This window comes from Actinacidiphila rubida (genome assembly GCF_900110255.1).
Lineage (GTDB): Bacteria > Actinomycetota > Actinomycetes > Streptomycetales > Streptomycetaceae > Actinacidiphila > Actinacidiphila rubida.
This window is the reverse complement of the sequence record NZ_FODD01000011.1, coordinates 188,171-210,916: the sequence shown is the minus strand read 5'-3', so window position 1 is coordinate 210,916 and position 22,746 is coordinate 188,171. Positions and strand designations below refer to the sequence as shown.

The following is a 22,746-nucleotide window of genomic DNA, read 5'->3' as shown; positions in this document are numbered from 1 at the left end:
TCCGCGCGGTACGGCGGCGCCTCCTTGGCGCCGCCCGTTTCGCAAGGTCGGCAGGCCCGTTGCCGGCCGCGTACCAAGGGGACCGATGACTGACTATGGCCGGGGCTCCGGCTCGGAAGCGTGGCATCCCGAGGACCCGCTCTTCGGCGATGTGTACGACCAGGGCCAGGGGTACCAGCAACAGCAGCACCACCCTCAGCAGGGCGGCTGGCAGGATCCCTATGCCACGGGGCAGCAGCAGGTGCAGTACCCCCAGCAGGGCTACCCCCAGGATCAGTACTCCCAGGACCAGTACTCCCAGCAGCAGCAGTACTCCCAGGACCAGTACTCCCAGCAGCAGTACCAGCAGCGGCCCGCGGCACCGCAGCAACCCCAGCAACCCCAGCAGTCGTACGGCCAGTCCGGCTACGACCCGTACGACACCGGGTCCTACTCCACCGGCGCGTACGGGCACCAGGATCCCTACGGCGGGCAGCAGTCACAGGACCCGTACGGCGGTGGCCGGCAGCAGCCCGACTTCTACGGTCAGAACGGCTACCCGCCGCCGCAGCAGCCGCAGTTCCGCGGCCAGCCCCAGCAGGGCATGCCCGGCATGGCTCCGGGTCAGCCGGGCCAGCCTGGCCAGGGCGGCATGCCCGGGGCGATGGGCCAGCCCGGCCAGGGCGGGCAGCCCGGTCAGGGCGGCGCCGGCCCGCAGGGCCTGCGGCAGCCCGGCGGCCCCGCGGAGCCCGGCACCCGTCCGCTGCGCACCGCGCCGGAGAAGACCGGCGAGTGGGGCGACGACGACGCCGACCCGCGCGAGCACGCGTTCTTCGCCGGCCGCGACGACGACGATGACGAGGACGACGACCTGCTGCCCTCGTCCGGCCGCAGGTCCGGGAAGACGGGCGGCAAGGAGGGCAGGAAGCGCCGCAGCGGCTGCGCCTGCCTGGTCGTGGCGACCCTGCTGGTCGGCGGCGTCGGCGGCGCGGGCTACTTCGGCTACAACTTCTACCAGTCGCACTTCGGGCCCGCCCCGGACTACTCCGGCCAGGGCACCGGGGACGTCCAGGTGACGATTCCCAACGGGTCGAGCCTGACCGCGATGGGCAACCTCCTCAAGGACGCCGGCGTGGTCAAGAGCGTCGGCGCGTTCACCGCCGCCGCCAACAAGAACCCCAAGGGCCGCACCATCCAGGCCGGCACCTACCTGCTGCACAAGCAGATGTCGGCGTCCTCCGCGGTCACGATGATGCTGGACCCCAAGGCGCAGAGCCTGATGATCGTCCCCGAGGGCATGCGCGACAAGCAGGTCTACGCGCTCATCGACCAGAAGCTCGGGCTGCCGGCCGGCAGCACCCAGAAGGCCGCCGCCGCCAAGTGGAAGACCCTCGGCCTGCCGTCGTGGGCGAACTCCGCGGCGCACATCAAGGACCCGCTGGAGGGCTTCCTCTTCCCGTCCCGCTACAGCGCGGCCAAGGGCATGCAGCCGGAGGCGGTGCTGCGGCAGATGGTCGGCCAGGCCAACACGCAGTACTCCAAGATCGACATGGTCGCCGAGGCGAAGAAGCAGGGACTGAAGAGCCCGCTGCAGCTGCTCACCGTCGCCAGCCTGGTGCAGGCCGAGGGCAAGACGGAGGACGACTTCCGCAAGATGGCCAGGGTCGTCTACAACCGGAAGGTGCTGGGGAACGCGGAGACCGCGGGCCTCCTGCAGTTCGACTCGACGTACAACTACATCAAGAACACCAGCGCCACGGACATCAGCACCAGCAAGGTCAACTCCCTCGACGACCCGTACAACACGTACAAGTACAAGGGCCTGCCGCCGGGACCGATCGGCAACCCGGGACTCGTCGCCCTCCAGGCGGCCATGAACCCGGACGACGGCAAGTGGTGGTACTTCATCTCGCTGGACAACAAGACGACCAAGTTCACCGAGACGAAGGCCGAGTTCGACAAGCTCTACGCCCAGTACAACAGGAACAAGAAGCAGTAGGAGCGGGACACCTCTCGTGAGCACTCCGGAAGGAGACCCGGGCACGCGCCGTGCCGCCGTGCTCGGGTCGCCCATCGCCCACTCGCTGTCGCCGGTGCTGCACCGCGCCGCCTACGCCGAGCTCGGTCTCGTGGACTGGCGCTACGACCGGTACGAGGTGGACGAGGCCGCGCTGCCGGGATTCGTGGACGGGCTGGACCCGGCGCGCTGGGCGGGACTGTCGCTGACCATGCCGCTCAAGCGGGCGATCCTGCCGCTGCTCGACGAGATCACGCCCACCGCCGCGTCGGTCGAGGCGGTCAACACCGTGGTGTTCACCACCGACGGGCGCCGGCACGGCGACAACACCGACATCCCCGGCATGCTCGCCGCGCTGCGCGAGCGCGGCGTCGAGGAGGTGCCGACGGCCGCCGTGCTCGGCGCCGGCGCGACCGCGTCCTCCGCGCTGGCCGCCCTCGCCCGGATCTGCCCCGGCGAGGTCACCGCGTACGTGCGCAGCCGGGAGCGGGGCGTCGAGATGCGGCAGTGGGGCGAGCGCCTGGGCGTGGCCGTGCGCATCGCCGACTGGGCGGACGCGGCCAAGGCGCTCGACGAGCCGCTGGTCGTCGCCACCACGCCGGCCGGCGCCGCCGACCACCTCGCCGATGCCGTCCCGGCCGCGCCGGGCGTGCTCTTCGACGTGCTCTACGACCCGTGGCCCACACCGCTCGCCGCGGCCTGGTCGGCCCGCCTCGGCGCCGTCGTCAGCGGCCTCGACCTGCTCGTCCACCAGGCCGTCCTCCAGGTCGAACAGCACACCGGCCGCACCCCGGCCCCCCTCGCGGCGATGCGCGCCGCCGGCGAGGCCGCGCTCGCCGGGCACTGACGGCAGCGGACGACGGCGCCCCGGTCCCACGGCACCGCCCGCGCCGCGTCCCGCCCGGTGCCGGCGCGTTCGCACGCCCGTACCGCCCTCGCTCACCCGTCCGCGTCCGGCACCGTCCGCACCGCGGACCGGGTCGGGTGCGCGGGGCGGATCGTGGGAGGATCGGAGGCGCAGCGCCGGGTCGCCACACGGGTCGCACCACCGGGCGCCGAATCGAGGGAGCACGCAGGTGAGCAGGTTGCGCTGGCTGACGGCGGGGGAGTCGCACGGCCCCGCACTCGTGGCGACGCTGGAGGGCCTGCCCTCCGGAGTGCCGGTGACCACCGAGATGGTCGCCGACGCCCTCGCACGCCGGCGCCTCGGCTACGGGCGCGGCGCCCGCATGAAGTTCGAGCGCGACGAGGTCACCTTCCTCGGCGGCGTGCGGCACGGCCTCAGCATGGGCAGCCCGGTGGCGGTCATGGTCGGCAACACCGAGTGGCCCAAGTGGGAGCAGGTGATGGCCGCCGACCCGGTCGACCCCGAGATCCTCGAGGGGCTGGCCCGCAACGCGCCGCTGACCCGCCCGCGCCCCGGCCACGCCGACCTCGCCGGCATGCAGAAGTACGGCCTGGACGAGGCCCGGCCGGTGCTGGAGCGGGCCAGCGCCCGCGAGACCGCCGCCCGGGTCGCGCTCGGCGCCGTCGCCCGCTCCTACCTCAAGGAGACCGCCGGCATCGAGATCGTCTCGCACGTCGTCGAACTCGCCGGCGCCAAGGCCCCGTACGGCGTCGTCCCGGTCCCCGGTGACGAGGCCCGGCTGGACGCCGACCCGGTGCGCTGCCTGGACGCCGACGCGAGCAAGGCGATGGTCGCCGAGATCGACCAGGCCCACAAGGACGGCGATACGCTCGGCGGCGTCGTCGAGGTGCTCGCCTACGGGGTGCCCGTCGGCCTCGGCTCGCACGTCCACTGGGACCGCCGGCTCGACGCCCGGCTCGCCGGCGCGCTGATGGGCATCCAGGCCATCAAGGGCGTCGAGGTCGGCGACGGCTTCGACCTCGCGCGGGTGCCCGGCTCGCAGGCGCACGACGAGATCGTGCCCACCGCCGAGGGCGTGCGCCGCAGGACCGGCCGCTCCGGAGGCACCGAGGGCGGCATGAGCACCGGCGAACTGCTGCGGGTGCGGGCCGCGATGAAGCCCATCGCGACCGTGCCGCGCGCGCTGGCCACCATCGACGTCACCACCGGCGAGGTCGCCCAGGCCCACCACCAGCGCTCCGACGTGTGCGCGGTGCCGGCCGCCGGCATCGTCGCCGAGGCCATGGTCGCCCTGGTGCTCGCGGACGCCGTGGCCGAGAAGTTCGGCGGCGACTCGGTCACCGAGACCCGGCGCAACGTGCGCGGCTTCCTCGACAACCTGGCCGTCCGGTGACCGGCACCGGGCCCGCCGGGCCCCCGCTCGTCGTCCTCGTCGGCCCGCCCGGCGCGGGCAAGACCACCGTCGGCCGCCTGCTGGCCGACCGCCTCGGCGTGGCCTACCGGGACACCGACGGCGACATCGAGACCACGGCGGGCAAGCCCATCCCGGAGATCTTCTTCGACGAGGGCGAGCCGCACTTCCGGGAGCTCGAGCGGGCCGCCGTGCGGGACGCGCTGGCCGGGCACCGCGGCGTGCTCGCGCTCGGCGGCGGCGCCGTGATGGACGACGGCACCCGCGCGCTGCTCGGCGGGCTGCCGGTGGTCTTCCTGGAGGTCGGCCTGCACGACGCGGTGCGCCGGGTCGGGCTCGACGCCCCCCGCCCGCTGCTGGCCGTCAACCCGCGGCAGAGCTGGCGCCAGCTGATGGACGCCCGCCGCCCGCTGTACACGGAGGTCGCGCGCGCGGTGGTGTCCACCGACGACCGCACTCCGGAGGACGTGGCCGACGCCGTCCTCGACGCACTCCAACTGAAGGACGCCTGAAGGACGATGAGCGACAACGCGCCCGCCGCGGGCCACCCGCAGGCCGCTGCCCCCCTCCGCATCCAGATCGCCGGCTCGGCGGGCACCGACCCGTACGAGGTGCTCGTCGGCCGCCAACTCCTGGGCGAACTGCCCGGGTTGATCGGCACGAAGGCCGTACGGGTCGCCGTGCTGCACCCCGAGGCGCTGGCCGGCACCGGCGAGGCGATCCGCGAGGACCTGGCGGAGCAGGGCTACCAGGCGATCGCCGTGCAGCTGCCGAACGCCGAGGAGGCCAAGACCGCCGAGGTCGCCGCCTACTGCTGGAAGGCGCTCGGCCAGACCGGCTTCACCCGCACCGACGTCATCGTCGGCGTGGGCGGCGGCGCCACCACCGACCTCGCCGGGTTCGTCGCGGCGACCTGGCTGCGCGGCGTGCGCTGGGTCGCGGTGCCCACCACCGTGCTGGGCATGGTCGACGCGGCGGTCGGCGGCAAGACCGGCATCAACACCGCCGAGGGCAAGAACCTGGTCGGCGCCTTCCACCCGCCGGCCGGCGTGCTGTGCGACCTGGCCGCGCTGGAGTCGCTGCCGCCGAACGACTACGTCAGCGGCCTCGCCGAGGTCATCAAGGCCGGCTTCATCGCCGACCCGGCCATCCTCGACCTGATCGAGTCCGACCCCGCCGCCGCGCGCACCCCGCAGGGCCCGCACACGGCCGAGCTGATCGAGCGCGCCATCCGGGTCAAGGCCGAGGTGGTCTCCAGCGACCTCAAGGAGTCCGGCCTGCGGGAGATCCTCAACTACGGCCACACGCTGGGCCATGCGATCGAGAAGAACGAGCGCTACAACTGGCGGCACGGCGCGGCGGTCTCCGTCGGCATGGTCTTCGCCGCCGAACTCGGCCGGCTGGCCGGGCGGCTGGACGACGCGACGGCCGACCGGCACCGCGCGGTGCTGGAGTCGGTGGGACTGCCGCTGACCTACCGCGGCGACCAGTGGCCGCGGCTGCTGGAGACGATGAAGGTCGACAAGAAGTCCCGCGGGAACGTGCTGCGGTTCATCGTCCTCGACGGCCTCGCCAAGCCCACCGTGCTGGAGGGCCCCGACCCGGCGGTGCTGCTCGCCGCGTACGGGGAGGTGTCCGCGTGACCCGCCGCGTCCTGGTCCTCAACGGCCCGAACCTGGGCCGTCTCGGCTCCCGCGAGCCCGACGTGTACGGCTCCACGTCGTACACCGGACTGGTCGAGGAGTGCACCAGGCTCGGCGCCGAACTCGGCTTCGACGTCGAGGTGCGGGAGACCAACGACGAGGGTGAGATGATCCGCTGGCTGCACGAGGCGGCCGACGGGCGGATCCCGGTGGTGCTCAACCCCGGGGCGTTCACGCACTACTCGTACGGCATGCGGGACGCCGCCGCCCAGCGCACGGCCCCGCTGATCGAGGTGCACATCTCCAACCCGTACGCGCGCGAGGAGTTCCGGCACACCTCCGTGATCGCCGCCGTCGCCAGCGGGACCGTGGCGGGCTTCGGCATCGGCTCCTACCGGCTGGCACTGCGCGCTCTCGCGGAGGACAGCGCGGGCTGATCGCGGGCCGGGCACGGACGGGAGGGTCGCCGGCCGACCGGAACGACGTCCCACGGGCACCAGCTGTACACCCCGGTCGTTCACACAACGGCCGTCCGGGACGGTACCGTTCGGTGTCGAACGGCACGCCCGGCCGGTCACGTCAGCAGCCGAGGGTTCCGGTACGGATGGAGTGGGCCGAGATGCAGCACGCTGTCGGGGCGCCGCAGCCCGGTCGGCCGACCGCCCCGCCCGGACACGGCAGCACCACCGGCCACTTCCCGCTGCCCGCGCCCACCCCCGTCCAGCCGCCCGTGCCGCAGGGCCCGATAGCCGTGCTGCTGATCGGCGCGGCGGGCGCCGGCAAGACGACGATCGCCCGCCACTGGGCGGAGCTCCGATCCGCGCCGACCGCGCACATCAGCCTGGACGACGTGCGGGAGTGGGTGCGCAGCGGCTTCGCCGACCCGCAGGCCGGGTGGAACGAGCACTCGGAGGCCCAGTACCGCCTGGCGCGCCGGACCTGCGGCTTCGCCGCCCGCAACTTCCTGGCCAACGGGGTGTCCTGCATCATCGACGACGCGGTGTTCCCCGACCGGCCCGCGGTCGGGCTCGGCGGCTGGAAGCGGCACGTCGGCCCCGGCCTGCTGCCGGTGGTGCTGCTGCCCGGCCTGGACGTCGTCCTGACCCGCAACGCCGAGCGCACCGGCAACCGCCGCCTGTCCGACGAGGAAGTGGCGCGCATCCACGGCAGGATGGCCGGCTGGTACGGCTCCGGGCTGCCGATCATCGACAACTCCCAGCTCGACGTCGCCTCGGCGGTGGCCGCACTCGACCGGGTCGTCACCCGCAGCCTGCAGGGCCCGCCGACCTGGTAGCGGCCGGCCCCCGGCGGTGCGCGGCGGCGCGCCCGCGACAGGGGTCCCGGACGCGGGCACAAAACGGGCGGGGCGGACAGCGCCGACCTAAACTCGCCGCATGGCGGAGGTGCATGGGACCCGCAGGAACAGGCTGCGCGAGAGATGTGCGGCGACGGGTGTCGACGCTGCCCTGGTGACGCGCCCCGCGAACGTCCGGTACCTGACCGGTGCGGCGCCGCCCGGTGCCGCGCTGCTCATCGGCCCCGGCCCCGAGGACACCCTGGTCCACCTGCGGCCGCCGCCGGACGACCCCGGCGACCCGGGTGACCGCGGTGACCGCGGCGCCGAGCGCCCCCCTGAGGACCTGCGCGCCACCTCGCTGCCGACGGCGGACGGCGACGCCGCCGTCGCGGCCGCCGACCTGGCCAGGGAGCAGCGCGCCGAGCGCCTCGCGGTCGAGGAGCACCATCTGACGGTCGCCCGCCACCGCGCGGTCCGCTCGGTCGCCCAGGACCTGCCGATCGCCGACCTCGGGAACGCGGTCGAGCAGCTGCGCCTGGTCAAGGACGAGCAGGAGATCGCGGCGCTGCGGATCGCCGCGGAGATCGCCGACCAGGCGCTCGGCGAGCTGCTGGAGTCGATCCTGGTCGGCCGCACCGAACGGCACCTGGCACTGGAGCTGGAGCGGCGGCTGGTCGACCACGGCGCCGACGGCCCGGCCTTCCCCACGTCGGTGGGCACCGGACCGCACTCGGGCACCGCCCGCCACGTGCCGACCGACCGGCGCGTCGAGGAGGGCGACTTCCTCACCGTCCGCCTCGGCGCCTGCTACCGCGGCTACCGCTGCGAGGTGGGCCGCACCTTCGTGATCGGCACGGCTCCCGCGGCCTGGCAGGTCGAGCTGTACGACCTGGTCTTCGACGCCCAGCGGGCCGGCCGCGAGGCCCTCGTACCGGGTGTGGCCTGCCGCGATGTGGACCGTGCGACACGCCGCCCGCTCACCGCGGCGGGCCATGCGGACGGCCTCGCTCCCTGGTCCGGCCACGGTGTGGGCCTGGAAATCGACGAGGACCCTCAGTTGTCGCCTGCGGCCATGGGTAAACTGGACGCTTGCGTGCCGGTCACCGTCGAGCCGGGGGTCCATCTACCGGGCCGCGGCGGGGTCCGGATCGACGACACCCTCGTCGTGCGCCCTGCGGCGGACGGCGGACCGGAGCTACTCACCATCACGACCAAGGAACTGCTCGCCCTCTGAGGGGCGCCGCGGATTTCCTGGTCCCGACGCTGCATTCTCAGGAGATTCCGCAACCGTGGCCACCACGAACGACCTCAAGAACGGCCTCGTGCTCAAGCTCGACGGCGACCAGCTCTGGACCGTCGTCGAGTTCCAGCACGTCAAGCCCGGCAAGGGCCCCGCCTTCGTGCGCACCAAGCTGAAGCACGTGCTCTCCGGGAAGGTCGTCGACAAGACCTTCAACGCCGGCGTGAAGGTCGAGACGGCCAACGTCGACAAGCGCGGCATGCAGTTCTCCTACAAGGACGGCACCGACTTCGTGTTCATGGACACGGAGACGTACGACCAGATCACCATCACCCCCGAGGTCGTCGGCGACGCCGCCAACTTCCTGCTGGAGGGCTTCGAGGCCGTCGTCGCGATGTACGAGGGCGCGCCCCTGTACATCGAGCTGCCCGCCTCCGTCGAGCTGGTCATCGAGTACACCGAGCCGGGTGTGCAGGGCGACCGCTCCACCGGTGGCTCCAAGCCGGCCCGCCTGGAGACCGGCCACGAGATCGGTGTGCCGCTGTTCATCACCACGGGTGAAAAGGTGAAGGTCGACACCCGCACGGGCGACTACCTCGGCCGGGTGAACAGCTAACCGTGGCTGCCCGCAACAAGGCCCGCAAGCGTGCCTTCCAGATCCTCTTCGAGGCGGAGCAGCGGGGCGCGTCCCCGACCACCGTCATGGCGGACTGGATCCGGCTCGCCCGGACCGACGAACGGCAGCCGCCGGTCACCGACTACACCCGCCAGCTGGTGGAGGGTTACACGGGGCACGCCGCCCGCATCGACGAGCTGCTGTCCGGCTACTCGGTCGGCTGGACGCTCGACCGGATGCCGGTCGTCGACCGCAACGTGCTGCGCCTGGGCACCTACGAACTCCTGTGGGAGGACGACGTCCCGGACGCGGTGGTGCTCGACGAGGCGGTGCAGCTGGCCAAGGAGTTCTCGACCGACGAGTCGCCGTCGTTCGTCAACGGCCTGCTGGGCCGGCTGATGGAGCTCAAGCCCACGCTCGAGCGCTAGGACTCCGGCCCGAGCGCCGGGCACCGGCCCGCACGGCGCACCGCGCAGCGGCGGTGACCACCCCTGTGACCAGGCCCGACAGCAGAAGGTGAACAATATTCTGCTTCGGGCCTGGTGTGTGTCCGTGTACCTGCCCTAGATTCCGCCGCATGGACCGCGACGCCCCGACCACCCTCGCCCGCGGCGCGGCCGACCCCAGCACGGGGCCCGGCGCCGACGACCTCCTCGCCGCGCTGGCCGCCCTGCGCGCCACCGACCTGCCGGTGCACGGCGGGCGCACGATGGCCTACGTGTACGACGCCGGGCTCGGCGGGCTGGACGAGCTGGCCGCCCGGGCCCAGGAGACCGTCGCCGGCGTCAACGGCCTGGACATGACGGCGTTCCCGAGCGTGGTCACGCTGGAGAACGCGGTCGTGGCCCGGGCCGCGGCCCTGCTCGGCGGCACACCGCGGACGGCCGGCACCTTCACCAGCGGCGGCACCGAGAGCTGCCTGCTGGCCGTCCTCACCGCACGCGAGCACGCCCGGCGCACCCGCGGGGTGACCGCCCCCGAGATCGTTCTGCCGGACACCGCGCACGCCGCCTTCCACAAGGCCGCCCACCTGTTCGGGCTGCGGGTCGTCAGCGTCCCCGCCGGCGCGGACTTCCGGGTGCGCGCCGCCGACATGGCCGCCGCGCTCACCCCGGACACCGCCCTGGTGGTGGCCTCGGCGCCGTCGTACGCCCACGGAGTGGTCGACCCGGTCGCCGGGATCGCCGCCGCGGCCGCCGCGCGTGGCGTGCTCTGCCACGTCGACGCGTGCATCGGCGGCTGGTACCTGGGACACCTGCGGCTGGCCGAGGACGTGCCGGCCCCGCCGCCCTTCGACCTGTCGGTGCCCGGCGTCACCTCACTCTCCGTCGATCTGCACAAGTACGGCTACACCCCCAAGGGCGCCTCCGTGCTGCTCTTCCGCGACGCGGAGCTGCGTCGCCACGGCTGGTTCGCGCACGCCTCCTGGCCCGGCTACCCGGTCGTCAACGCGACGCTCCAGGGCACCAAGCCGGCCGGCCCGCTGGCCGGGGCGTGGGCGGTGCTGGAGCGGATCGGCACCGGCGGCTACCTGGAGCTGTCCCGGCGGGTGCACCTGGCGGTCCGTCAACTCACCGACGGCATCGGCCGGATCGACGGCCTGGCGGTGCTGGGCGAGCCGGACGCCGCGCTCGTCGCGGTGGCCGGCGACGATCCGCGGGTCGACCCGTTCGTGGTCGCCGACGAGATGCGGCTGCGCGGCTGGTACCTGCAGCCGCAGCCCGCGCACGCCGGTTCCCCGGCGAACGTCCACCTGACCGTGACCGCGGCCGTCGCCGATCCGGCCCGGATCGCCGAGCTGCTGGAGGAACTGGCGGCCGCCACCGACCGCGCCCGCGAGCTGGGCCCGCCCACCGTGGACCCGGGGCTGCTGGAACTGGCCGCCGCGCTCGACCCGGACGCGCTCACCCCGGACGAGGCGGCCCTGGCCCTCCAGGCGGCCGGCGTCGGGCCGGACGGGGCGCTGCCGGCCCGCATGGCGCCCGTGCTGGCGGTGCTCCAGGCACTGCCCGCACCGCTCACCGAGCGCCTGCTGCCCGAGGTCGTCTCGCGCCTCTACTCCCGCTGACCGCACGGCGGTCGGGCCAGGCCCGGGAGAGCCCTCCGGCAACGACGGCCCGCCCGGAGGGCCGTGTCCGCCCGGGGCGCGAAACCGGCGGGCGGGCCGCGCGGCGCGGGCGGAAATCCCCGTGCGAGCGTCGCGGCGCCGCACCTACACTCCCGTCGTGACCGCGCGCCCGGCCGTCCCGGCGGCGCGCTACGACGAGACGACGGCGGAGAGGGAGGGCCCGGCCATGCGCGACCGCACCCCGGCTGCCGTCCCCTCGTCCCTGCACCGGGTGATCCTGGTGTCCCGGTCCGTCCGGCGCCGGCTGCGCGGCCGGCCCCGGACCCGCTGACGAGCAACAGCCTCCGCGGCGCACGCCCTTGAGCCCACCGGGCCGGTCCTCGCACCGACCGCAAGGCTCGAGCGCGGCCGTCCCGCGCCGGGCCGCGGGCCGCCGACGGCCCGCTCTCGTCCGGGAATCGCGCTGCCCGCAGTCCCGAGGATCCGCCGTGATCCGCACCGAAAGGCCACGGCCGTGCGCAGCACCCCGAACCGCCGTCCCGTCACCCCGATCGCCGACGTCCGCAACCTGGGCATCCTCGCCCACGTCGACGCCGGCAAGACCACCCTGACCGAGCGCGTGCTCTTCCTGTCCGGCGCGACCCACAAGCGCGGCGAGGTCCACGACGGCACGACCGTCACCGACTTCGACCCGCAGGAGCGCGACCGCGGCATCACCATCTTCGCCGCGGCCGTCAGCTGCGCGTGGGACGGCCACCGGATCAACCTGATCGACACGCCCGGCCACGTCGACTTCGCCGACGAGGTCGAGCGCTCGCTGCGCGTGCTGGACGGCGCGGTCGTGGTCTTCGACGCCGTCGCCGGGGTGGAGCCGCAGAGCGAGTCGGTGTGGCGGCAGGCCGACCGGCACGGCGTGCCGCGGATCGCGTTCGTCAACAAGCTCGACCGCGCGGGCGCGGACCTCGACGCGGCGGTGCACTCGATCCGCACCCGGCTGGGCGCTGTGCCGCTCGCGGTGCAGCTGCCCATCGGACGCGAGCACGCCTTCACCGGCGTCGTCGACCTGGTCCGGATGCGGGCGCTGGTGTGGGACGGCACGGCGCCGTCCGCCGGCGCGGCGCCCGTCGAGGGCCCGGTGCCCGAGGGCCTGCGCGAGGAGGCGGCGCGGCGCCGCCGGGCGCTGGAGGAGGCCGTCGCCGAGCTGCATCCCGCGGCGCTGGAGCAGTACTGCGCCGAGGGCGCGCTGTCCGCCTCCGCGCTGGGGGCGGCGCTGCGGGACCTGACCCGCGGCGGCGCGGCCGTCGTGGTGCTGTGCGGCTCCGCCTACCGCAACCGCGGGGTCGAGCCGCTGCTCGACGCGGTGGTGGCGTACCTGCCGTCGCCGCTGGACGTGCCCCCGGTACGGGGCACGGACGGCACGGCGGGTGCCCGTGTGCAGGAGCGGGCCGCCGACCCGGCGGCGCCGTTCGCCGGGCTGGTGTTCAAGGTCGCCACGACCGGCACCGGGCGGCTGACGTACGTGCGGGTGTACTCGGGGACGATCGGGAAGGGGGACACGGTGCTGGACGCCGGCACGGGCCGCGGCGAGCGCGTCGCGCGGATCCTCGAGGTCCAGGCCGACCGCCACTTCGAGCGCGAGCGCGCGGTGGCCGGGGACATCGTGGCGCTGGTCGGGCCCAAGGCGGCCCGCGCGGGTGCGACGCTGTGCGCGCCCGGGGCCCCGCTGGTCCTGGAACCGCCGGCCGTGGCCGCCCCCGTGGTGTCCGTCGCGGTCGAGGCCCGCGGGAACGGCGACGCGGAACGCCTCGTGCCGGCGCTGGCGCGCCTGGCCGAGGAGGATCCGTCGCTGACCGTCGGCACCGACGCCGAGACCGGCCAGACCGTCCTCGCGGGGATGGGCGAGCTGCACCTGGAGGTGGCGGTGGAGAAGATCCGCCGGGCGCAGGGCCTGGAGGTCGCCGTCGGACGGCCGCGGGTCGCCTACCGGGAGACGGTGCTCAGCGGCGTGACGGGGCTGGTGTACCGGCACGTCAAGCAGGACGGCGGCGCCGGGCAGTTCGCGCAGGTGGTGCTGGACGTGGCGCCGCTTCCTGCCGCGTCCGGTGAGGCGGGGCAGGGGTTCGGCGCGGGCGGCGGCACGGACCTGGTGTTCCGGTCGGCGGTCACCGGCGGGCGGGTGCCGCGCGAGTACGTCAGGGCGGTCGAGGACGGCTGCCGCGACGCGCTCGCCGAGGGTCCGCTCGGCGGCCACCCGGTGACCGGCGTGCTGGTGACGCTGACCGACGGCGCCGTGCACAGCCACGACTCCTCGGAGCCGGCGTTCCGCACGGCCGGCCGGCTCGCCCTGCGGCAGGCGCTGCGCGCCGCGCGCATGCAGCTGCTGGAGCCGGTCGCCGAGGTCGAGGTGACGGTGCCGGAGGAGGCCGTGGGCCTGGTGCTCGGCGACCTCGCGGCCCGGCGCGGCCGGGTGCACGGCTCCGCCGCCAGGGCAGGCTCCACCGTGGTGAGCGCCACGGTGCCGCTGGCGGAGCTGTTCGGCTACGCGACGCGGCTGCGGAACCGGACCCAGGGCCGGGGCACGTTCACCAGCCGGCCCGCCGGCTACGCCCCGGCGCCGGCCGGTGACCCCGCCCGGGCCCGGGCCCGGTAGGCGTCACCGCCGGAGACGGGACCGCCCGGGACGCCCCTGCGGGGGCGTCCCGGGCGGGACGTTTCTGCACAAGGGGGACGACGTGTGTCAGCCCTCTTCGTGCTGCACCGCGCGGCGCGCGTCGGCGTCGAGCACGCCCCAGGCGATGAGCTGCTCGGTCAGCACCGAGGGGGACTGGTCGTAGATGACGGCGAGGGTGCGCAGGTCGTCCTGGCGGATCGACAGCACCTTGCCGTTGTAGTCGCCGCGCTGGCTCTGGATCGTCGCGGCGTAGCGCTGCAGCGGACCGGCCTTCTCCGGCGGGACCTGGGACAGGCGCTCGAGGTCGAGGACCAGCTTCGGCGGCGGCTCGGCCGCGCCGCCGGGGGTCGTACCCGGCAGCAGCTCCTGCACCGGCACGCCGTAGAAGTCGGCGAGCTCGGCAAGGCGCTGCACGGTCACGGCACGGTCGCCGCGCTCGTACGAGCCCACGACCACTGCCTTCCAGCGGCCCTGGGACTTCTCCTCGACGCCGTGCAGGGACAGCCCCTGCTGCGTGCGGATGGCCCGGAGTTTGGCTCCGAGCTGCTTGGCGTAATCGCTGGACATATGGCTCCCCGGACGGAAACTCGGTGACTCACTGTGAGGTTACGCAGCGTAATCCGGCGTCGTCAAGCCGAAGAGGGCCGACCGGTCGGTGACCTGGGCCGTCCAGGGCCCTGACCTGGGCCGTCCGGAGACCCCGAGTGCCACCTGATATCGTCGAACCGTACCCCTGACGTCCTTTAATGCCCGTCCCGTGAGGCGGGGAAGGAGGTCCGACGACCCATGGTCGACGACCGCTCCACCACCGCGCAGACGGCACCCGCCCCGCCGGCGCCGTCCGCCCGTCCGGTGCTCGAAGCCCCGGACATCGCGCGGGTCCTCACCCGCATCGCCCACGAGATCGTCGAACGCGCCAAGGGCGCCGACGACGTGGTGCTCCTCGGCATCCCCACCCGCGGGGTCTTCCTGGCCCGCCGGCTGGCCGACAAGCTCGCCGAGATCACCGGCCGCGGCACCGCGGTCGGCTCGCTCGACATCACCATGTACCGCGACGACCTGCGCCTGCACCCGCCGCGTGCCCTCGCCCGCACCGAGATCCCCGGTGACGGCATCGACGGCCGCCTGGTGATCCTCGTCGACGACGTGCTCTTCTCCGGCCGCACCATCCGGGCCGCCCTCGACGCGCTGAACGACATCGGCCGCCCCCGCGCGGTCCAGCTCGCGGTGCTGGTCGACCGCGGCCACCGGGAGCTGCCCATCCGGGCGGACTACGTCGGCAAGAACCTGCCCACCTCGCTGCGCGAGACCGTCAAGGTGCTGCTCACCGAGGAGGACGGCCGCGACAGCGTGCTGCTCGGCCAGCGGCTCAAAGAGCGCTCGGAGGGTGCCGGCTCCGGCGCCGGCCCCGACGGTCCCGAGGGCCCCTCCGGCGCGGACACCGCGCCGGCCGCGGACCGCTAGCGCCGCCATGCCCGGACCCGGCACACGGGTCCGGTGCTCCCGCGCGCCCTCCTGCCCATCACCGCACCGCGCCGGCCCTCCACCCGGCCCGGCCAGCACCACGGAGTGACCTGTGAAGCGCCATCTGATCTCGGCCGCCGACCTCACCCGCGACGACGCCCTCCTCGTGCTCGACACCGCAGAGGAGATGGCGCGCGTCGCCGACCGGCCCATCAAGAAGCTGCCCACCCTGCGCGGCCGCACCGTCGTCAACCTGTTCTTCGAGGACTCGACGCGCACCCGCATCTCGTTCGAGGCGGCCGCCAAGCGGCTGTCCGCCGACGTCATCAACTTCTCCGCCAAGGGCTCCTCGGTCTCCAAGGGCGAGTCCCTCAAGGACACCGCCCTGACCCTGGAGGCGATGGGTGCCGACGCGGTCGTCGTGCGCCACCACTCGTCCGGCGCGCCGCAGCGCCTGGCCACGTCCGGCTGGATCAACTCCTCGGTGGTCAACGCCGGCGACGGCACCCACGAGCACCCCACGCAGGCCCTGCTGGACGCCTTCACGATGCGCCGCCACCTCTCGGGCGTCGGCCGCGACCTGGCCGGCCGCCGGATCACGATCGTCGGCGACGTCCTGCACAGCCGGGTGGCCCGCTCCAACGTCCTGCTGCTCACCACACTCGGCGCCGAGGTCACCCTGGTCGCGCCGCCCACCCTGCTGCCGATCGGCGTCGAGCAGTGGTCCTGCCAGGTCAGCTACGACCTGGACGCGGTGCTCGCCAAGTCCGACGCGGTGATGATGCTGCGCGTCCAGCGCGAGCGGATGAACGCCGCGTTCTTCCCCACCGAGCGCGAGTACTCCCGCCGCTACGGCCTCGACGGCCTCCGGATGGCCGCGCTGCCCGAGCACGCCATCGTGATGCACCCCGGCCCGATGAACCGGGGCATGGAGATCACCGCCGAGGTCGCCGACTCGCCGCGCTGCACGGCCGTCGAGCAGGTCGCCAACGGCGTCAGCACCCGGATGGCCGTCCTGTACCTGCTGCTCGGCGGCTCCGAACCGGCCATCGCCACCGCACGAACCGAAGACGCCCGCACCGAGGAGAGCAAGTAACCATGAGCACGATCCTGATCCGCGGCGCGAAGGTCCTCGGCGGCGAGCCCCGCGACGTGCTGGTCGACGGGGAGACCGTCGCCGCCGTCGGCGCCTCCCTGCCGGCGGACGGCGCGCAGGTCGTCGAGGCCGACGGCCTGATCCTGCTGCCCGGCCTGGTCGACCTGCACACCCATCTGCGCGAGCCCGGCCGCGAGGACTCCGAGACCGTGCTGACCGGCACCCGCGCCGCCGCCGCGGGCGGCTACACCGCCGTGCACGCCATGGCCAACACCTTCCCCGTCGCGGACACCGCCGGCGTCGTCGAGCAGGTGTGGCGGCTGGGCCGCGGGTACGGCTACTGCGACGTGCAGCCGGTCGGCGCGGTCACCGTCGGTCTGGAGGGCAGGAAGCTCGCCGAGCTGGGCGCCATGGCCGACTCCGCCGCGCAGGTCCGGGTCTTCTCCGACGACGGCAAGTGCGTGGACGACGCGGTGATCATGCGCCGCGCCCTGGAGTACGTGAAGGCGTTCGACGGTGTCGTCGCCCAGCACGCGCAGGAGCCGCGGCTCACCGAGGGCGCGCAGATGAACGAGGGCACGGTCTCCGGCGAGCTGGGCCTGACCGGCTGGCCGGCCGTCGCCGAGGAGTCGATCATCGCCCGGGACGTGCTGCTCGCCGCGCACGTCGGCTCCCGCGTGCACATCTGCCACCTGTCGACCGCCGGCTCGGTGGAGATCGTGCGCTGGGCCAAGTCCAAGGGCTGGGACGTCACCGCCGAGGTCACCCCGCACCACCTGCTGCTCACCGACGAGCTGGTCCGCTCCTACGACCCGGTCTACAAGGTCAACCCGCCGCTGCGCACCGAGGCGGACGTGCTCGCGCTGCGCGAGGCCCTCGCGGACGGCACCATCGACTGTGTGGCCACCGATCACGCGCCGCACCCGCACGAGGACAAGGACTGCGAGTGGGCAGCGGCCGCCATGGGCATGGTAGGCCTGGAGACGGCGCTGTCCGTCGTGCAGCACACCATGGTCGACACCGGCCTGCTCGACTGGGCCGGCGTCGCCGACCGGATGTCCGCCCGCCCCGCCGTCATCGGACGGCTCGCCGGGCACGGCCGGCCGATCGCCGAGGGCGAGCCGGCGAACCTGGTGCTGCTCGATCCCGCATACCGTGGTGTCGTCAATCCCGCGGGCTTCGCCTCCCGCAGCCGCAACACCCCGTACGAGGGGCGCGAGCTGCCGGGCCGGGTGATGGCGACCTTCCTGCGGGGCCACGCCACGGTCATGGACGGGAAGCTCACGTGACGACTCCTCTCAACCTGCTCGCGGTCGTGACCGCGCAGGGCGACCAGCACTCCGCCAAGGTCACCGACTGGACCGACCGGCTCGGCTGGGTCGTCGGCCTCGCGCTGTTCGTCGGGCTGGTCTACTGGCTGATGCGCCAGGGCTGGCAGTGGCGGCGCACCCTGCAGGGCGGGCTGCCCGCGCTCCCGCAGGCACCCGAGGCCACCGGTGAGCCGCTGCTGGAGGCCGAGGGCCGCTATCACGGCAGCACCACCGCCGGGCAGTGGCTGGACCGCATCGTCGCCCACGGCCTCGGTGTACGCAGCAGGGCCCGGCTGACCCTCACCGAGCAGGGCCTGGACGTCGACCGCACCGGAGCCCCCGGCTTCTTCGTGCCGGCCGCTGCCCTGCGCGGCGCCCGGCTCGACCAGGCCATCGCCGGCAAGGTGCTCCCCGAGGGCGGCCTGCTGGTCGTCACCTGGGAGCACGGCGGCACCCTCATCGACACCGGGTTCCGCTCCGAGCACGCCGCCGACCACCCGGAATGGGTGCGGCGGATCAACGACCTCAGCGGCGAGCGGGCCGACGCCACCGGGCCCCTCCCGGAGATGCGACAGCCCGCCGCCGTACCGCACGACCAGAAAGGCGCACAATGACGACCTCGACCCGGGCGGCCAAGGCGCCCGCCCTCCTCGTCCTGGAGGACGGCCGCATCTTCCGCGGCCGTGCCTACGGCGCGGTGGGGGAGACCTTCGGCGAGGCCGTCTTCTCCACCGGCATGACCGGCTACCAGGAGACGCTGACCGACCCCTCCTACCACCGCCAGGTGGTCGTCATGACCGCCCCGCACGTCGGCAACACCGGCGTCAACGACGACGACCCGGAGTCGGCCCGCATCTGGGTGTCCGGCTACGTCGTGCGCGACCCCGCCCGCGTCCCGTCCAGCTGGCGCTCGCAGCGCTCGCTGGACGACGAGCTGACCGCGCAGGGCGTCGTCGGCATCAGCGGCATCGACACCCGGGCGCTGACCCGGCACCTGCGGGAGCGGGGCGCGATGCGCGTCGGCATCTTCTCCGGCAACGCGCTCGCCGACGAGGGCGTCCTGCTGGCCCGGGTCCGCCAGGCCCCGGAGATGACCGGCGCCGACCTGTCCGCCGAGGTCGCCACCGAGCAGCCGTACGTGGTGCCGGCACTGGGCACCCGCCGCTTCACCGTGGCCGCCCTGGACCTGGGCATCAAGGGCATGACCCCGCACCGCATGGCCGAGCGCGGCATCGAGGTGCACGTGCTGCCGGCCAGCGCGACCGCCGAGGACGTGTACGCGGTGAACCCGGACGGCGTGTTCCTGTCCAACGGCCCCGGCGACCCGGCCACCGCCGACCTGAGCGTCATCCAGGCGGTGCTGGAGCGCGGCACCCCGCTGTTCGGGATCTGCTTCGGCAACCAGCTGCTCGGCCGGGCCCTGGGCTTCGGCACCTACAAGCTCAAGTACGGCCACCGCGGCATCAACCAGCCCGTGCAGGACCGCGCCACCGGCAAGGTCGAGGTGACCGCCCACAACCACGGCTTCGCCGTCGACGCACCGCTCGACGCGGTCAGCGAGACGCCCTACGGGCGCGCCGAGGTCAGCCACGTGTGCCTGAACGACAACGTGGTGGAGGGCCTGCGGCTGCTGGACCGCCCGGCCTTCAGCGTCCAGTACCACCCCGAGGCGGCCGCCGGCCCGCACGACGCCGCGTACCTCTTCGACCGCTTCGTCCAGCTCATGGCAGAACAGGGAGCCCAGCGTGCCTAAGCGCACCGATATCCAGTCCGTCCTGGTCATCGGCTCCGGCCCGATCGTCATCGGCCAGGCGGCCGAGTTCGACTACTCCGGAACCCAGGCCTGCCGGGTGCTCAAGGCCGAGGGCCTGCGGGTGATCCTGGTCAACTCCAACCCGGCCACGATCATGACCGACCCGGAGATCGCCGACGCCACCTACGTCGAGCCGATCACCCCCGAGTTCGTCGAGAAGATCATCGCCAAGGAGCGCCCCGACGCGCTGCTGCCGACGCTCGGCGGCCAGACCGCGCTCAACACCGCGATCGCCCTGCACGACAACGGCGTGCTCACCGAGTACGGCGTGGAGCTGATCGGCGCCAACGTCGCCGCCATCCACAAGGGCGAGGACCGCGAGCAGTTCAAGCAGGTCGTGGAGGCGGTGCGCCGCAGCATCGGCCACGGCGAGTCCGCGCGCTCGGTCATCTGCCACACGATGGACGACGTGCTGGCCGGCGTCACGACGCTCGGCGGCTACCCCGTGGTCGTCCGCCCCTCCTTCACCATGGGCGGCGCCGGCTCCGGCTTCGCCCACGACGAGGAGGAGCTGCGCCGCATCGCCGGCCAGGGCCTGACCCTCTCGCCGACCACCGAGGTGCTCCTGGAGGAGTCCATCCTCGGCTGGAAGGAGTACGAGCTGGAGCTGATGCGCGACAAGCACGACAACGTCGTGGTCGTCTGCTCCATCGAGAACTTCGACCCCATGGGCGTGCACACCGGTGACTCGATCACCGTCGCGCCGGCCATGACCCTCACCGACCGCGAGTACCAGATCCTGCGGGACATCGGCATCGCCGTGATCCGCGAGGTCGGCGTCGACACCGGCGGCTGCAACATCCAGTTCGCGGTGAACCCCGAGGACGGCCGGGTCATCGTCATCGAGATGAACCCCCGGGTGTCCCGGTCCTCCGCGCTGGCGTCCAAGGCCACCGGCTTCCCGATCGCCAAGATCGCCGCCCGCCTGGCCGTCGGCTACACCCTGGACGAGATCCCCAACGACATCACCGAGCAGACCCCGGCGTCCTTCGAGCCCACGCTCGACTACGTCGTCGTCAAGGTGCCGCGGTTCGCGTTCGAGAAGTTCCCGGCCGCCGACGCCACGCTGACCACCACCATGAAGTCGGTCGGCGAGGCGATGGCGATCGGCCGCAACTTCACCGAGGCGCTGAACAAGGCGCTGCGGTCGCTGGAGAAGAAGGGCTCGCAGTTCGACTTCGTCAGCGCGCCCGAGGCGTCCGGCACCAAGGACGAGCTGCTGGTCCGGGCCGCGGTGCCCACCGACGGCCGGATCAACACCGTGATGCTGGCCATCCGCGCCGGTGCCACGCCCGAGGAGGTCTTCCGGTTCACGCGGATCGACCCCTGGTTCGTCGACCAGCTGTTCCTCATCAAGGAGATCGCCGACGAACTGGCCGCGGCCGACAACCTGACGCCCGACCTGCTGGCCGAGGCCAAGCGGCACGGCTTCTCCGACGCGCAGATCGCCGGCATCCGCGGCCTGCGCGAGGAGGTCGTCCGCGAGGTCCGGCACGCCCTGGGCGTCCGGCCGGTCTACAAGACCGTCGACACCTGCGCGGCGGAGTTCGCGGCCCGCACGCCCTACTTCTACTCCTCCTACGACGAGGAGACCGAGGTCGCCCCGCGCACCAGGCCCGCGGTGATCATCCTGGGCTCCGGCCCCAACCGCATCGGCCAGGGCATCGAGTTCGACTACTCCTGCGTCCACGCGTCCTTCGCGCTGCACGACGCCGGGTACGAGACCGTGATGGTCAACTGCAACCCGGAGACCGTCTCCACCGACTACGACACCTCCGACCGGCTGTACTTCGAGCCGCTCACGCTGGAGGACGTGCTGGAGATCGTGCACGCCGAGACCCAGGCCGGTCCGGTCGCCGGTGTCATCGTGCAGCTCGGCGGCCAGACCCCGCTGGGCCTGGCGCAGGCGCTCAAGGACAACGGCGTGCCCGTCGTCGGCACCTCGCCCGAGTCCATCCACCTCGCCGAGGACCGCGGCGCCTTCGGCCGGGTGCTCGCCGAGGCCGGGCTGCCCGCGCCCAAGCACGGCACCGCGACGTCGTTCCCCGGCGCCAAGGCCATCGCCGACGAGATCGGCTACCCGGTCCTGGTCCGGCCGTCCTACGTGCTCGGCGGCCGCGGCATGGAGATCGTGTACGACGAGACCCGCCTCGCCTCGTACATCGCCGAGTCCACCGAGATCAGCCCGGACCGGCCGGTGCTCGTGGACCGCTTCCTCGACGACGCCATCGAGATCGACGTGGACGCCCTCTACGACGGCCACGAGCTGTACCTCGGCGGCGTCATGGAGCACATCGAGGAGGCCGGCATCCACTCCGGCGACTCGGCGTGCGCGCTGCCCCCGATCACCCTCGGCGGCCACGACATCAAGCGGCTGCGCGCCTCCACCGAGGCGATCGCCGCCGGCGTTGGGGTGCGCGGCCTGATCAACATCCAGTTCGCGCTGGCCGGGGACATCCTCTACGTGCTGGAGGCCAACCCGCGCGCCTCCCGGACCGTGCCGTTCACCTCCAAGGCCACGGCGGTGCCGCTGGCCAAGGCCGCCGCGCGGATCTCGCTCGGCGCGACCGTCGCCGAGCTGCGCGCCGAGGGCCTGCTGCCGGCGTCCGGGGACGGCGGCGAGCTGCCGCTGGACGCACCGATCTCCGTCAAGGAGGCCGTGCTGCCGTGGAGCCGGTTCCGCGACCCGCAGGGCCGCGGGGTGGACACCATCCTCGGCCCGGAGATGCGCTCCACCGGCGAGGTCATGGGCATCGACGCGGTGTTCGGCACCGCGTACGCCAAGTCGCAGGCCGGCGCGTACGGCGCGCTGCCCACCAAGGGCCGGGCGTTCGTCTCGGTCGCCAACCGGGACAAGCGCGCGCTGATCTTCCCGGCCCGCGCCCTGATCGAGCACGGCTTCGAACTGCTCGCCACCTCCGGCACCGCCGAGGTCCTCAAGCGCAACGGCATCGAGGCCCGCGTGGTGCGCAAGCAGAGCGAGGGCGTCGGCCCGAACGGCGAGCCGACCGTGGTCACCCTCATCCACGAGGGCGAGGTCGACCTGATCGTCAACACCCCGTTCGGCACCGGCGGCCGGCTCGACGGCTACGACATCCGGACCGCGGCGGTCGCCCGTGCCGTGCCGTGCCTGACCACCGTCCAGGCGCTGGCCGCCGCCGTCCAGGGCATCGACGCCCTGGTCCGCGGTGACATCGCGGTCCGCTCGCTGCAGGAGCACGCCGAGCACCTGACGGCGGCGCGGAAGGGCTGA

General features: G+C 73.6%; 20 protein-coding genes. 19 read left to right on the top strand and 1 reads right to left on the bottom strand.

Annotated features, from left to right (window positions below; all coding sequences use genetic code 11):
• The first annotated feature begins 85 nt into the window (after nt 1–85).
• From mltG to fusA, 13 genes are all read left to right on the top strand, one after another.
• On the top strand, nt 86–1,978 hold the full coding sequence (gene mltG, locus BMW99_RS13710) for an endolytic transglycosylase MltG (RefSeq protein WP_069462238.1): 1,893 nt from the start codon (nt 86–88) through the stop codon (nt 1,976–1,978).
• A gap of 16 nt (nt 1,979–1,994) precedes the next feature.
• Complete coding sequence (locus tag BMW99_RS13705) at nt 1,995–2,843, top strand: shikimate dehydrogenase (RefSeq protein ID WP_069462239.1); 849 nt, start codon at nt 1,995–1,997, stop codon at nt 2,841–2,843.
• 229 nt (nt 2,844–3,072) lie between these two features.
• Entirely contained in the window at nt 3,073–4,257 is a 1,185-nt protein-coding gene (gene aroC, locus BMW99_RS13700) for a chorismate synthase (RefSeq protein WP_069462240.1), read from the top strand.
• A complete protein-coding gene (locus BMW99_RS42050; RefSeq protein WP_069462241.1) occupies nt 4,254–4,787 on the top strand; it encodes a shikimate kinase in 534 nt (177 codons plus the stop codon). Before aroC ends, BMW99_RS42050 begins: the two co-directional genes overlap by 4 nt.
• Nucleotides 4,788–4,793: 6 nt before the next feature.
• Entirely contained in the window at nt 4,794–5,918 is a 1,125-nt protein-coding gene (aroB, locus tag BMW99_RS13695; RefSeq protein WP_069462242.1) for a 3-dehydroquinate synthase, read from the top strand.
• Entirely contained in the window at nt 5,915–6,355 is a 441-nt protein-coding gene (aroQ, locus tag BMW99_RS13690) for a type II 3-dehydroquinate dehydratase (protein WP_069462243.1), read from the top strand. Before aroB ends, aroQ begins: the two co-directional genes overlap by 4 nt.
• Nucleotides 6,355–7,212: an AAA family ATPase gene (locus tag BMW99_RS13685; RefSeq protein WP_407640290.1), complete on the top strand. Its 858-nt coding sequence runs from the start codon at nt 6,355–6,357 to the stop codon at nt 7,210–7,212. The genes aroQ and BMW99_RS13685 overlap by 1 nt, the downstream gene beginning before the upstream one ends.
• A gap of 100 nt (nt 7,213–7,312) precedes the next feature.
• Nucleotides 7,313–8,449, top strand: a complete 1,137-nt coding sequence (locus tag BMW99_RS13680) for an aminopeptidase P family protein (protein WP_069462630.1) — start codon at nt 7,313–7,315, stop codon at nt 8,447–8,449.
• Between the two features lie 55 nt (nt 8,450–8,504).
• The gene (gene efp, locus BMW99_RS13675) at nt 8,505–9,071 is read left to right on the top strand and encodes an elongation factor P (protein WP_069462629.1); all 567 of its coding nucleotides are present in this window, start codon (nt 8,505–8,507) and stop codon (nt 9,069–9,071) included.
• A 2-nt stretch (nt 9,072–9,073) separates the two neighbouring features.
• Nucleotides 9,074–9,499, top strand: a complete 426-nt coding sequence (gene nusB / locus BMW99_RS13670; protein WP_069462628.1) for a transcription antitermination factor NusB — start codon at nt 9,074–9,076, stop codon at nt 9,497–9,499.
• A gap of 149 nt (nt 9,500–9,648) precedes the next feature.
• A complete protein-coding gene (locus BMW99_RS13665; RefSeq protein WP_069462627.1) occupies nt 9,649–11,139 on the top strand; it encodes a pyridoxal phosphate-dependent decarboxylase family protein in 1,491 nt (496 codons plus the stop codon).
• 157 nt (nt 11,140–11,296) lie between these two features.
• Nucleotides 11,297–11,470 carry a hypothetical protein gene (locus BMW99_RS41305; RefSeq protein WP_176735430.1) on the top strand — a complete coding sequence of 58 codons (174 nt, stop codon included), beginning with the start codon at nt 11,297–11,299 and terminating at the stop codon, nt 11,468–11,470.
• 183 nt (nt 11,471–11,653) lie between these two features.
• Complete coding sequence (fusA, locus tag BMW99_RS13655) at nt 11,654–13,789, top strand: elongation factor G (RefSeq protein ID WP_069462625.1); 2,136 nt, start codon at nt 11,654–11,656, stop codon at nt 13,787–13,789.
• 87 nt (nt 13,790–13,876) lie between these two features.
• On the opposite strand, the gene bldD is transcribed toward fusA, so the two are convergent.
• Nucleotides 13,877–14,377: a transcriptional regulator BldD gene (bldD, locus tag BMW99_RS13650; RefSeq protein WP_069462624.1), complete on the bottom strand. Its 501-nt coding sequence runs from the start codon at nt 14,375–14,377 to the stop codon at nt 13,877–13,879.
• Nucleotides 14,378–14,596: 219 nt separating this feature from the next.
• On the opposite strand from bldD, the gene pyrR reads away from it, so the two are divergent.
• The 6 genes from pyrR (at nt 14,597) to carB (ending at nt 22,746) form a co-directional block, all read left to right on the top strand.
• Entirely contained in the window at nt 14,597–15,274 is a 678-nt protein-coding gene (gene pyrR / locus BMW99_RS13645; RefSeq protein WP_245791429.1) for a bifunctional pyr operon transcriptional regulator/uracil phosphoribosyltransferase PyrR, read from the top strand.
• Nucleotides 15,275–15,386: 112 nt separating this feature from the next.
• Nucleotides 15,387–16,370 carry an aspartate carbamoyltransferase catalytic subunit gene (locus tag BMW99_RS13640; protein ID WP_069462623.1) on the top strand — a complete coding sequence of 328 codons (984 nt, stop codon included), beginning with the start codon at nt 15,387–15,389 and terminating at the stop codon, nt 16,368–16,370.
• Between the two features lie 2 nt (nt 16,371–16,372).
• On the top strand, nt 16,373–17,659 hold the full coding sequence (locus BMW99_RS13635; protein ID WP_069462622.1) for a dihydroorotase: 1,287 nt from the start codon (nt 16,373–16,375) through the stop codon (nt 17,657–17,659).
• On the top strand, nt 17,656–18,294 hold the full coding sequence (locus tag BMW99_RS13630; RefSeq protein ID WP_079138257.1) for a PH-like domain-containing protein: 639 nt from the start codon (nt 17,656–17,658) through the stop codon (nt 18,292–18,294). Before BMW99_RS13635 ends, BMW99_RS13630 begins: the two co-directional genes overlap by 4 nt.
• Complete coding sequence (gene carA, locus BMW99_RS13625; RefSeq protein WP_069462621.1) at nt 18,291–19,433, top strand: glutamine-hydrolyzing carbamoyl-phosphate synthase small subunit; 1,143 nt, start codon at nt 18,291–18,293, stop codon at nt 19,431–19,433. The genes BMW99_RS13630 and carA overlap by 4 nt, the downstream gene beginning before the upstream one ends.
• A complete protein-coding gene (gene carB / locus BMW99_RS13620) occupies nt 19,426–22,746 on the top strand; it encodes a carbamoyl-phosphate synthase large subunit (RefSeq protein WP_069462620.1) in 3,321 nt (1,106 codons plus the stop codon). Before carA ends, carB begins: the two co-directional genes overlap by 8 nt.